Annotated in this window: 10 protein-coding genes and 1 pseudogene; 2 read left to right on the top strand and 9 right to left on the bottom strand. The window is 33.1% G+C overall.

All coding sequences use genetic code 11. The features are described 5' to 3' along the window. Positions 1 to 579 precede the first annotated feature (579 nt). Positions 580 to 1,005: a hypothetical protein gene (locus J4Q03_RS16210; protein WP_426049174.1), complete on the bottom strand. Its 426-nt coding sequence runs from the start codon at positions 1,003 to 1,005 to the stop codon at positions 580 to 582. A 46-nt stretch (positions 1,006 to 1,051) separates the two neighbouring features. Further along, positions 1,052 to 1,516, bottom strand: coding sequence for a hypothetical protein (locus J4Q03_RS16205; RefSeq protein WP_426049173.1), 465 nt, complete (start codon positions 1,514 to 1,516; stop codon positions 1,052 to 1,054). 150 nt (positions 1,517 to 1,666) lie between these two features. Between J4Q03_RS16205 and J4Q03_RS16200 the strand changes: the two genes are divergently transcribed. Continuing rightward, positions 1,667 to 1,921, top strand: coding sequence for a helix-turn-helix domain-containing protein (locus J4Q03_RS16200; RefSeq protein WP_164463263.1), 255 nt, complete (start codon positions 1,667 to 1,669; stop codon positions 1,919 to 1,921). A gap of 452 nt (positions 1,922 to 2,373) precedes the next feature. Here the strand turns inward: J4Q03_RS16200 and J4Q03_RS16195 are convergent, their stop codons facing one another. Next, positions 2,374 to 2,820: a JAB domain-containing protein gene (locus tag J4Q03_RS16195; RefSeq protein ID WP_426049172.1), complete on the bottom strand. Its 447-nt coding sequence runs from the start codon at positions 2,818 to 2,820 to the stop codon at positions 2,374 to 2,376. 245 nt (positions 2,821 to 3,065) lie between these two features. Then, positions 3,066 to 3,416 (bottom strand): hypothetical protein, encoded by a 351-nt coding sequence (locus J4Q03_RS16190; protein WP_426049171.1) that lies wholly within the window; start codon positions 3,414 to 3,416, stop codon positions 3,066 to 3,068. Positions 3,417 to 3,921: 505 nt separating this feature from the next. On the opposite strand from J4Q03_RS16190, the gene J4Q03_RS16185 reads away from it, so the two are divergent. Beyond that, positions 3,922 to 5,088 carry a WG repeat-containing protein gene (locus J4Q03_RS16185; RefSeq protein ID WP_426049170.1) on the top strand — a complete coding sequence of 389 codons (1,167 nt, stop codon included), beginning with the start codon at positions 3,922 to 3,924 and terminating at the stop codon, positions 5,086 to 5,088. 91 nt (positions 5,089 to 5,179) lie between these two features. Here the strand turns inward: J4Q03_RS16185 and J4Q03_RS16180 are convergent, their stop codons facing one another. From J4Q03_RS16180 to J4Q03_RS16160, 5 genes and pseudogenes are all read right to left on the bottom strand, one after another. Beyond that, positions 5,180 to 5,677, bottom strand: a complete 498-nt coding sequence (locus J4Q03_RS16180) for a hypothetical protein (protein ID WP_426049169.1) — start codon at positions 5,675 to 5,677, stop codon at positions 5,180 to 5,182. A 4-nt stretch (positions 5,678 to 5,681) separates the two neighbouring features. Further along, entirely contained in the window at positions 5,682 to 7,898 is a 2,217-nt protein-coding gene (locus tag J4Q03_RS16175; RefSeq protein WP_426049168.1) for a cysteine peptidase family C39 domain-containing protein, read from the bottom strand. A gap of 461 nt (positions 7,899 to 8,359) precedes the next feature. Further along, positions 8,360 to 8,743, bottom strand: a complete 384-nt coding sequence (locus J4Q03_RS16170; RefSeq protein WP_426049167.1) for a hypothetical protein — start codon at positions 8,741 to 8,743, stop codon at positions 8,360 to 8,362. Between the two features lie 2 nt (positions 8,744 to 8,745). Next, on the bottom strand, positions 8,746 to 11,541 hold the full coding sequence (locus tag J4Q03_RS16165) for an RHS repeat domain-containing protein (RefSeq protein WP_426049166.1): 2,796 nt from the start codon (positions 11,539 to 11,541) through the stop codon (positions 8,746 to 8,748). Positions 11,542 to 11,766: 225 nt separating this feature from the next. Beyond that, positions 11,767 to 11,961, bottom strand: a pseudogene (locus J4Q03_RS16160) (DUF6443 domain-containing protein); the annotation flags it as partial. Between the last annotated feature and the right edge of the window lie 128 nt (positions 11,962 to 12,089).

The following is a 12,089-nucleotide window of genomic DNA, read 5'->3' as shown; positions in this document are numbered from 1 at the left end:
ATTAATATTATATTGTGATTTTCAATGCTCTTTTATTCCAGTAGAGTTTTAGTATAAGGAAAGGCATTAGAAAAGTAAATCAGCCTGATTTCTTTATTCATAGGAAAATAGATATTCCAATAAGTTGCCTTCCTAGTTACAAACTTTTGGATAATCATCCCATCAGAAAGAATTTCAAGGCTTCCCCTTACTATCCTTTCTGATAAAGCTTTACTCATTCTGTTATAGTAGTATTCAGACTTCCTATCAAACTCCAGTATTACAACCTCCAATATATCCCATAGAATATTAGTTCTGTTCTGTGAGGTGTAAAGTTTAGAAACTTCTTAATCTCACTTCCCACCCACAGATAGCTACAGTAAGAGTTATCAGAAATACTGTCTACTATGCTCATTAGGTTTAACTCCCAGTTGCCATATTGGTAGCCTATACGAAATGGTATTTTAGGTTTCATATTAGTTTTAAGATTAAAAAACCACTCTTTGAATAGAGTGGTTTAAATAGAATTACTTTTTCTTTTTTATAAGCCTAACAATCACAATTGCAATCATGGCTAAGACTATTCCTTGTACCATATTATTATTTTAATTGTTTGAAAACTGATATTATTCCATTTGTATTATCTGCACCTATACGCATTGTGCTATTTTCATAATACTTTGTACTTTTATAGCTGTATGCATATTGAAAATCTGATGTAAGAATCTTATTTCTTAAAATTTCATACGTAGTATACTCTGGCCTATAAGTAATCATGAATAGCTCTGTATTTTTCCCTACTTCAATTTTTTCTATTCCTCTTGAAGTTTTCTTTGCAAATTGATATATGGGATAACCTTCTGAATTATCAACTCTGGTTTGAAAACCAAGTTGCTTTAATTCTTTTGTTATTGTTTCACTATTCTGAATATTAATATAATCAAGCAATTTTGAAGCACTAATAGATTGTGATGTATATAATAATGGAAGGAATAGAAGCAGATACAGATGTAAGTATTTTTTCATGTAAAAAAATTAGTTATTATTTGAATCTCTTAGAATATAAGCTTTGTTAATCAACATATTTCACTTTAGGTTGTGGGAACTTTTTAATGTACTCTTTTGCTTTGTCAGGCTCAATAATATCAAATGAAGCTTTTCCTGTTGTTAGACCATAAGCTGGACTAAGTCTTATGTAGTATGTCTTTCCTTCTTTTGCATTTACTGTGAAGAAATCTTTATTCTCAGTCTGATCCCTTCTGATCTTATTACCCTCAAAAGCTCCTTCTAAATTATATTTACCAGCATCTACATCCCAACACAGATAGTTCTTATAGTCAAGCCTCCCAATCATGCTTCCATTAGATGATAGAGTTATATAATAGTGGCTTAATTTTCCTGTTGGTCTTATAACATAGATTCTGGCTTTATTAACAGGTACCTCAGAGTTTACATCTGGAAACTCTACATATTGAGAGGTCTGAGAGTATAGGTAAGTTGAACATACTAAGATGAATAATAGTAAAGTCTTTTTCATTGTTTTTAAGTTTATTTAATTAGCAAATTATATATAAATAGTTTCTGTTCCTTACGGGAGTCCGTAAAATTACAAAACTTTTATTGTCATATATGGCATTACAATACGCAAACTTAACCATTTCCTTTGATGTTGCCAAATATGTCAATAATGGATAAGATAGAACTTCAAAAGTTAGTAGGTAGAAAAATTAAAGAACTTAGGGAGCAAGAGGATTTGACTCAATTACAATTGACTGTAAAGATTGTTGAGTTGGGAGGAAAAATGGATGCTACCAATATTTCTCGCATAGAGTCTGGAAGAACGAATATTAGCCTCCATCAACTTTATAGAATTGGTCAGGCATTAGAAATTCCAATGAAAAACTTTTTAGATATAGATGATTTGGCTATTTATGATTTATAGCCTTTAAAATAATAGTTCCTTATCCTATTCGTTACCATTTTCACTAGGAACTAATCAGTATCTAATTCTGTTTACTCTCCAACTTACTAGTAGCCCAAGATATTACAATTTCGCTATAATATATATGTAATAGGATTTTGGCTATTAGCCTAAATCTAGTTGGTTTGGGGTAATGTTCTGCTCCTATGCGTGAGTGTACATGATTTAAAAAAAACAATTACTTACCATTTTACTAACATAGTAGAGATATATTAGTGACAAAGTGCTGAAATATTTGAAAATTCATTTAATATTATTCCTGTTCCTCTAGTAAAGTGGTAACCTTTTGATATTGTTTAGTTTATGTTTTTAGACTAGCTCCAAAGCTGAACTTAGAATAAAATGGCACTTTGGCACTGTGAATATATCTACATTAATCTGTAATACTAGAAACAAGGAAAGTCAAATGTCAATTATAATAACCCATCATCTGCAAAGCTAAAATAGCTTTCCTTTGATATAATTAAATGATCTAAAAGGTTTATTCCCATAACATTACATGCTGACTTTAATTTCTTTGTAATATCTAAATCTGCTTTACTAGGTTTAAGATTACCAGTAGGATGATTATGAACTAAAATAATTCCTGTTGCTATAGCCTTTAAAGCTACTGATAAGACCAACCTAATATCAACTATACTAGATGAAATTCCTCCTTTTGATAAAGAGTAAAATCCTAGCACCATAAGAGCATCATTGAGAAGTATTACTTTTACTTCTTCCTGTATTTGAATGGTATTGAGGTTCCAGAGATTTATAACAATATCATAGCTGTCTGCACTGTTACTTATTTTTTGTTCAGAACTTATATTGTTGGAATAAGAAACAAGTAATTCTGCGACTTTTGTATTTGTTTTCATATAAAGACTTAGGGTTGTTAGTGAATGAATAATATAAAAAGTATGAGTTTCTGTATTTACTATATATACTTCTGCAAAAACTCATACTTTTTACTAGTAGATAAAGATTAGAAATGTCCATTTTATGCAGGAATATATAGTATTACCACACAGAATGGACATTTTCTTGTTATTTAAGAGAAATTAAATACGTCCAAAATTCTTAAAACCTATATATGGATTCAGGAAAAAAGGACGTATTGATTTTATGCAAAGGCTTCTTCAAGTTGTTTTGCCATTTTCTCTTCAGAACTTTCTACACCTTCAGGAAGATAGATGTATTTATGGTTTAAAGTAACTTCCTCCCCAGATTCTTTGATTGTGTACTGATAAGGTTCAGTAGTAATTTTGGAGATTTTACCTGGCATTTGAGAACCTAGTAAGCCTTTACAGGTTTCTTCATCAAATGTAGTTGATACAGTAGCTTTCTTAGTTGTTGCATAGTATTGACCTGTAGCCTTGCTTAATACCATTTCAATACCTCCCTGTACCTCTAGAAGATAAAAGTTTGTTCCATCTTCTTTTTGTCTTTGTTTGTAGCCTAAAATTCTTACCATTGTTTTTGATTTTTGAGTTAAAAATTAATGATAGAGCCTTCTTGTTACAGACTCTAAGAATAAGTGGAGGTGTTTCGTGAGGGGTGCAGTGTAAAAAGTAACAGGTATTATCTTATTTTTTCTCTACATTCCTAAGTTCATGTAAAGTAGAAGGCTAGCAAACTAAGCAGGAACATTTTAATGGTAGGTAAAAAAAATAGAGATAAAGTCTCTAGAGAGTAAATAAAATAGATTTAGATCTGTAGCAGAATAGAAACTTACACTATAGTTCCAAGAATAATATTTACCTCCAATAAAAAGGCTTTATTCAGGTTTGGGTAGGGGTATTGGGGAAGAACAAATGGATAGGGGTATGCTTTGCAAGGACATTCACGTGAGAATAAGCACTATAAAAATTTTGTTTTTTATAAATTTTTCCAGAGTATTAAATGCTAGGTTCTCTAAATTACCATTACAGTTCGCATAGTAATATCATTTTTATACATTTGTCAACAAAATGCTTTTTATGAAGATTAATATTATTTTGCTTATTCTGTTTGGAAATCTACTAATAGCACAAACTTTACAAGATAAGGAGTTACTAATTCCTTATAGGGAACATAATTTATGGGGATTTTGTGACTCTCTTGGAAACATAAAAGTTAAGCCCTTTGCCTCTGAAATAAGAGATGTAAAGTATGATGTTTTTACTCCCAAATCAAGATTTATAGTAAAAGAAGAAAGTACGGACTATTATGTTATGGATAATCTTCAGAAAGTTTTGATTCCTAGAAATAATAAATATGATTCTTTACAAATAAGACAGTATGATTTGGATGAAGTTTATGTTTATAAAAATGGAAAAGTAGGGCTTTACAAAGACAGTAAAGAGGTTATACCATGTTTATATGATAATATTTCCACAGAGTCCAATAAAAGCTTTATTGTAAAGAAAGAAGGATATTATGGACTTATTAACTCTTCAGGAAAACAAATAATCCCTTTAGAGTATAAGTACATAACTTTTTCAGATAAAAACAGTAACAGTACTTCAAACTTTATATGGAAAGCTTCAAAGGAGGGGATGTGTATGAACTGTAAAATGGATGAGTTTTATGATACAAAAGTAAAAGCCAGTAAGGAAAGCTCTCTTAAGGAAATGGGAGGAATACAAAATTCATCAGAAAGAAGACGTGTTTCTAATGAAACAATAAGTAAGATAGAGCAGCATCTTACAGGTAAATATGATTCCTTTAAAATAGATAAAAATAATAATTTGATTTTTGTTGAAAAGGGAGGCTTTAAGGGTATTATCAGTTTATTGGATGGAGCAAAAATTGTTAAATTAGACTTTGATGAAGTTGACTTGTTTGTTGCAAATGGAAAAAATTCAATATTTAAAGTAAGCAAGGCTGGTAAATATGGTCTTGTGTGCCTAAACAAGGTTGTTGCTCCTGTAAAATATGAAAAAATAGATAGAACTTTTGAAGAGTTAAACATATTGATTAACAGTAATAAACAAGGCTTTTTTGATGATGATAGTCTGAAGTATGTAGATGCTAAATATAAAAAAATATTAAAAAAAACTAGGGTTAATATTGACTTTAATAAAAGCTTTAATCTATATAAAATCCTTCTTGACAGTGGAAAGGAAGCTTATGTTGGAGAAAATGGTGTTGAATATTTCAAATAGTTGAATTAGCCAATATTTATCCTTACAGCTATAAATAAAACCACTCCTAATCAGGGAATGGTTTTGTTATTTGTGTAGGAGACTTTAAATTCTATTTTAATATTTTATATGAAGTGTAGTCCTTAATTGTTTTCAATTCATAAAATTCTTGTTTATCAGCATCTATAATCCTAATATCATCTAAAGGAACATTTTGACAATGGATAAAATTAATGAATTTCCAACTATTAAATTTGCCTTTCACAATGATGTCAAATCCTTTTTCTACTTCTATTGAGCTGTACCATTCCCAATCTCTAAGTCTTTGATAATCATCAATACTTGAATTAATACTATACAAAAATTCATCATACTTTTTATCATCATCATCTAACTGATTAATTTTAGATACAATTCCTTGTGGTAAAAGTTTTTCCCATTTAGGATCTTCATCACTTAAATTTTTATTTTTCAAAATTGTTAGAACGGCTTCCTTAAAATTGGTCAATACCTCTTTAGCGTTGTTTATATTTCTTATTCTCACAATTTGATAACCTTTTAAAGGCTTTTCACCTTTTACATTAAGTTTTATGTTTCCTTGTTCTGTCATCACTTTATTTTTTAATAATTACGGCTTTTTTGTTAAATATTTTTTCAAAAGCTTCTATTGACATGGAATATGAGGAGCCTTGATTCATAGGTAATGGGTCTCGTAAAAATACTTTTCCATTTTCTACTTTTTCCAGTACTACTGCGTGTCCTTTAAACTCTGCTGTACCAATACTTACAACTGCTTTATCTCCGTCCTCTAATTTTTCTAATAACTTTGATAACTTGATGTCTTTTTCAGCAATAGCTGTTACTTCATCTTCCAATCTTTTAAAATATAGAGCATCAGGGATATCTAAAATTGAAGCCCCATAAGTATCAGTTTTTAAAGCTCTTGCCAATTCATCTTCTAATAATAAAATACCTTTGTCATGTAATGTCATTCTCAAAGAAGTAGCAGCACAAGTATAATCTGTAGATTGTCCAAAGACTTTAGCTTCACTTATCCATCTTTCTATTTTAATTCCTGCATTCTCAGCAAAGGATTTGGTTGCATCACCGCCTCCTTTCTGAAGTTTCCTGCCTTTGATTATTACTTCCTCTAAATCATGAACTTCATCAGCTAGTTCCTCTGCTTTAGCACCATTCTTAGCTCCTTGCAATAATTCTTCAATGAATCTGGTAAAGCCAGCAAACCCTTTAGCACAAGCTTTTCCAAATCTAACAATAAATCTTGAAAGGAAAGCCAATAAATCTGTAATTCCTAGTGTTGCTACAGAGACAGTTTCCCTTGCCAGAACCTTTAGCAAACTTGCTGCTTTCTGTACATAAGTAGCTCCCTTTACAACATTCCCTGCACCCTCTGTAAAGATTAAAAGCAGAATATTAATTAGTAACTCAAAGGCAAAAATACCAATATAAAAAGCTACAGTATAGCGAGAAATATCTCCAAAGTATTCTTTCATCTTATCCAGTATTCCTTCCATATCAGACTTTGAAATACTTCCACTGGCTTTGAATAGGTCTTTAACTCCTTGTAAGAATTTAGGTACATTCTCTGTTACCCAGTCTATTACATCTTCTGCCTTTTCCATTAAATCTCTTCTTTCAAGATACTGCTGATAAGAAAAAGTAGTTGTAGGCTGTAAAAGGAATTCTAAAATGTAAAGTAAGCATTGGATAAGACTGATAAGTCCCCTGTTAACACCGCAATAGAAGGCATTAGCTAATTTAAGAACCTCTACCCCCTGTTTTACCAATTCACTAAGATCATCTGTTACATTGGTAAGAAAGGATCTAATATCATTAATAACTCCGGTAATTTTATTGATCAGCTTTTTAAATGCATCAGGAAGATGGTCTACAGAAGCATCTTTAACCTTACTTGCTGCCTGTTTCACCATAGACCATACCTGTGAAAAAGCAACCTCTGCCCCCTGAACAAAAGGATTGTCACCTAAGTTTTCAAAAAACTGTGCAGCTTTATTCATATTAACAGGAACTGCAACACCTCCTATAATAGGAATTAATGGAGAGTAATCTTTAGCTTCAGGATTGTAATTTTTCTCTGTAGGCTTAAAAGCTTCTAACTTTTCAGCACACCATCCAATGGCATCAGCAGGAATAGATGAGATATTCCCTATAATCTCTTCAAATCTTCTGTCTCCCGTATAAAACTGATACTCCCTCATCAAAGCCTGATGAACAAGAGTAGCATCTATTTTATCCTTCTCAAAAGCATAAGCTAATTGAGCTAGATAAGCAGCTTCATCTTCCATAGAAGTAATATTCCTAAAGAATTGACCATTTATACTGGAAGACAATGGCTCTGGAAATTTTTTGAACAATTGCACAAAATAATCACCCATTTTAGCAATATAGAAGTCACCAGAGAAGTTTGATTTATTTGGATTAGGTTTCTCATAGAACAGAAATAAAGCCTGTTTCTTTCTTGCATTAGCCTGATAGCTCCCATATACCTGAGAACCAGTATCACAAGGAAGAACTTCTGCATAATACTCATATCCCTTTTCTCCTTTTTCATCCAATCCTGTAGAGGAAAAAATTGAAGATACAGGATTATCAGTAAGATAAGAGTAGCCTAAAGGAGTATTTCTGTAGTCATGGAATGGACTTCTGTAATCAGGAGAATTATCTTTATTAATGATAGTATCACCCAAAGCGCTCTTATCTCCTACAAATCCCTTGTTTAAGTCTTCTATGGAAATGACTTTGAACTCTGATAAATCATCACTCCATTCATCATCAAATAGTTTTTTCATAAGCTGTGTTTTAGCAATTAATATTTTGTTTAATGTTTCTAAAACAAAGCTACATCAGGGATACGCCAAAACTTGACGCATTATATTTTGATTTTTATAGAATTACCTACAAATAAAGTATGGAATCTAACCAAATTTTACTTTCAATTAAAGCTTCATCTCTATTCTAATAGTGTGAGGTAGTGTAGAGAGGAAGTAAAACCATCTATTGAGGTGGCGACGCAACTTGCGGAAGCTCTCGGAGTTTCTTTGGATTATCTCGTAGGTTCTACAGATGTCCTTTTGGAAAAAAGTATTGTTGCTAAAATCCTAGACATCCAAAAACTAAAAGAGAACGACAGACAACACGTCTTCGCTCTCCTTGATGCTTTTCTTAAGCAAACTAAATTGCAAAGCATTATGTAAAACAACAAAGCCAACTCACTTGAGTTGGCTTTTCTTTGTTAAGCTTACACACCTTATCAGGCTTTTATTTTTATAATTCTTTTCCAAGGGATAATAGATAAAATAAAAATTATAACCGTAAGCAACAATCTATTTCTATCTCTTTTTAATCCATCCGGCTTATAAAAATAATCAAATTGTTTATTATAGCTAAGTCTTATTTCAGTTCCTACGGGATATTTTAAACATTCTTCATTTGCTAATCTTATATAATATACCTTGTTATTGTATTTAATGTGAACTGAAGAACTACCCTTAGAATTTCTACATCCTTGCTCAATAATTGTATATGATTTTAGCATATTAGGATTTTCTAACCTTGAGTCTTGATAATAGAAAAACAAAGTATATAAAAAACCTAATATGGCACAAATTGTTAAAATATATTGATTTTTATACATAGTTATTCTCTTATTATTCCTCCTGTTACTTCTCCAACTGTAATGGTTGGTTTTTTAGTTTCTTCTGGTGTCTTTTTGAATAAGTCAATATTCTGTAAAGCTTCAGCTCCTCCTGCTTTATATGCATCATTTACAACTTTAACACCAGCATAGGCTGCTGTGTAACTTTCGTAAGCTTTTTTGTTTTCAGCATATTTTCTATTATTTCTCGCTCTTGTACTGCGACTTCTATTAGCATCATTCTGCATTCTATTTTTATAACGAGTCATCTTCTCTGCACTAATATTCATCTTTCGAGCAAGTTTACTCTCTAGTTTATCTACGTATTTTAATGGTATAAATTTACCAATACCCGCCTCAAGTAATCCACCAGTAAATGATTTCCAAATATCAAATTCACCTGTTTCCAATTGATTAGTAACCGCACTTTCAACAGTACCTACTAAAACATCTACACCAAAATCTATGGTTTTTACTAAGGCTTGTTTTCCTATACCACTTGTAGCTGCTTTGGTTAATGCGCTTATTCCTCCTGTTGCAAAGCCTGAAACACCAGAAACAGCTAGTGACCAACCGCTAATATCTGTTAAAGAGGTTCTAAAATCTTTTCCATCTAAAAAATAGTTAACACCAACCTGCATTATATAATCAGAGAAAATACCTATTATAGCGCCTACAGGACCAGGCATTTCGCCATCATTATCAACAAATCCAATTGGGTCATTAACAACGTAAGCATAAGGTGTAATATCTGGAAAGTATTCTGCGGCTGGGTCTATCACGCCCCATCTTGCAATATCCGACATCATCATCCTAGCTCCATAATCATACATTCCGGTCTCCTGTAGCTCCTTGCCGTTGTACTTGTACTGATAACTGTAATTCCCAGGTAAACTGTTATAACTTTTATGTTTTAATCCAAATGGGTAGTAATTGTTCTCTTCAACCACTTCAAGCATGGCTCCATTATTAAAATAGCTCAATCTTACATTTCCTAAATGATCAATATAATTATAAATATACTTATTTTTTTCAAAATCAAAATAACCTTCTGATGTCGGTGCAAACTTTAATGTCGGAACTGTAGGAACAGTAGATCCTAACGATTCCAGATTGTTGTATTGAAATCCATCTAGGTAATCAGTTTTCTGTTCGGCACCCATTTGTATATACTTTTTCGATACTTTCGTTCCGTCAGCTCTATAGGTATAATAAGTGTTATTGGTAGAGTTAACAAATACTGTTTCTGTAATGCTGCTCGGTAGATTTAGGAAATTATATGTGATAAGCATTTTGTTTTTATCGGGATTACTGGTCATATTCCCATTAGCATCGTACTGCATTGTATTTCCTTTATATCCACCAATAGATGACACTAAATCCATAACAGAGGTAAGCCTATTCCCTTGATACGTATAGTTAAGATTATTAATGAAATTGGCAGCTGTATTTCCTACTATCAATTCAGAAGATCTTTTTAAATTGGTAATATTACCATTCAAGTCATATTCCATTTTTTCAAAATATTCTTTCGCAGAAGGATTGCTGTCTTTCTGATAAAAACCTGCTGAAAGCCTATTTAAGTTATCGTAAACATAGCCGTATCTTCTCAGGTGGTCATTAGCTGCGGTAGAAGTTCGCCAGTCTACCTCTGCAATATTCCCATTATACCTCGGTATTACTTTCAAGTCAGGAAAATCAGTATTGGGCGTTTCCAATCCTTCAACCTGATTGTATTTGATTTTATATCCAAAAAGGTCATTTCCCAAATTGACTGGATCATTGATATTGGTCATCCATCCACGAATGTTATACTTATAATCGATGGTCTGTAAAGGGGACGCTAATGATATTCCTCCTACTTTTTTATTTTCAAGCTGTGAGAGCTCATTATACTTATTCTGAGCCAGATATTCAACCGGATTGCTGCCTACCTGATGGGTATGCGTCAGAAGCCTGTTCTGGAAATCATAAGTGAATTTTTCTACAAAGCCCTTTTCAGGATCCGTGATCAGTCTTCTGTGATAGGTATTGCTCTGAAGGACCATTCCCGCAAAATCAAGCTTATGATTAACAACAGTATATCCTCCCAAATGATTGTTACTTCTTGAGCCTATATTTCTTCCTTTGGTATCATACCAAATAAAGTTCCTTGTCCATTTATCATCTTCTATATTTTTGATATAGGAAGCGGTAAGCATTCCTTTGGTGGTTCGTGAATTGGCCGGGTTATCAGTCAAAAGATCCTGTGCAAATACATTAGTGACTGTTGGGGAGCCTGTGGGATAGGTATCGTAATAGTTGACACTTAACAGCTTAGTGACAGAACTTGGATAACTGAGCGAACCATTATCATAATAGACATCCAGTCCACTGTTGGTGAAGCCTGCAGCAGAAGCCCTGGTTACATTGTTACTGCCCTTGGCATCTGCCAAGGCCTGTTCTGCCGCTCTTCCTGCTACACCATACGCCTGGGTACTGGTATATATTCCTGTGTAAGCTACTCTTCCAAACTGGTCATATTTAGTAAACAGCCACTGTTTTTGAGCTCCCATTACAGCATCCTGGGTCATGATCAGCCTGTCCTGTTTATCATAGACCATATATTCCCAGCCTTTTCCCGGAAGCTTTTTAAGCACCAGCCGGTTTCTCCCGTCATACCGGTACATATAACATAGGCTCCCCAGTACCGTGGTGAGATCTGCAACAGCAGCTGCCTTAGGTGGAATTACAAAAGCCAGTTGGTTGTATTCATTGTATACATAGTAAGTGTCTGCATTTTCTGTGCTGCTTATCACTTTCCTGACTAATAATACCTGTCCCTGTCCGTTTTTAAATTCTATGGTTTTATTGCCGTCTTCATCGGTTATGGTATTTTTATACAGCTGGCTGGCTCCGTAGGTTCCTGATAATGTTATAGCGGAAGAAGTGGCCCCGGAGGAAGTTGCAATATATTTCTTTACCTCACCATCTATATTGGCATCATACTCAAACTTTACGGGCTTTCCCGTCCAGTCATTTCCTACCTGGATCTGCTGCTGGATTCTGTCCAGCGGGGAGTTTTCCAGTATTTTTTCTGCATAGATCTTTTCTGAACCATAAATCCCGGGCTGGGTAGCATTGGCCAGAGGGGTAGGAACAATGGCTCCATTTAAAGTTTGAGATTGTGGAACGGGTAAGTAATCTTTTACCTGTCTTCCGAACTGATCATATTCGATATGGAGTTGCTAACTTTGTTAGGACACGATTCTTATACTCTTTAACTTTAAGAGTATGAAAAAGATCAGAAAAAATTACAGTCTAGAGTTTAAGATCCAAGCAGTATCTTTAAGTGAGCAGCGAGGCA

Source organism: Chryseobacterium sp. NFX27, assembly GCF_049887855.1.
In the GTDB taxonomy this organism is placed as follows: domain Bacteria; phylum Bacteroidota; class Bacteroidia; order Flavobacteriales; family Weeksellaceae; genus Chryseobacterium.
Note: the sequence above shows the minus strand (reverse complement) of the source record. Positions and strands in the feature narration are given on the sequence as shown.

What these genes read in the sequence shown, in the direction of transcription:
- J4Q03_RS16205 (WP_426049173.1), bottom strand. Translation starts at nt 1,516, where the DNA reads ATGAAAAAGACTTTACTATTATTCATCTTAGTATGTTCAACTTACCTA.
- J4Q03_RS16175 (WP_426049168.1), bottom strand. Translation starts at nt 7,898, where the DNA reads ATGAAAAAACTATTTGATGATGAATGGAGTGATGATTTATCAGAGTTC.
- J4Q03_RS16210 (WP_426049174.1), bottom strand. Translation starts at nt 1,005, where the DNA reads ATGAAAAAATACTTACATCTGTATCTGCTTCTATTCCTTCCATTATTA.
- J4Q03_RS16170 (WP_426049167.1), bottom strand. Translation starts at nt 8,743, where the DNA reads ATGTATAAAAATCAATATATTTTAACAATTTGTGCCATATTAGGTTTT.
- J4Q03_RS16200 (WP_164463263.1), top strand. Translation starts at nt 1,667, where the DNA reads ATGGATAAGATAGAACTTCAAAAGTTAGTAGGTAGAAAAATTAAAGAA.
- J4Q03_RS16180 (WP_426049169.1), bottom strand. Translation starts at nt 5,677, where the DNA reads ATGACAGAACAAGGAAACATAAAACTTAATGTAAAAGGTGAAAAGCCT.
- J4Q03_RS16185 (WP_426049170.1), top strand. Translation starts at nt 3,922, where the DNA reads ATGAAGATTAATATTATTTTGCTTATTCTGTTTGGAAATCTACTAATA.
- J4Q03_RS16190 (WP_426049171.1), bottom strand. Translation starts at nt 3,416, where the DNA reads ATGGTAAGAATTTTAGGCTACAAACAAAGACAAAAAGAAGATGGAACA.
- J4Q03_RS16195 (WP_426049172.1), bottom strand. Translation starts at nt 2,820, where the DNA reads ATGAAAACAAATACAAAAGTCGCAGAATTACTTGTTTCTTATTCCAAC.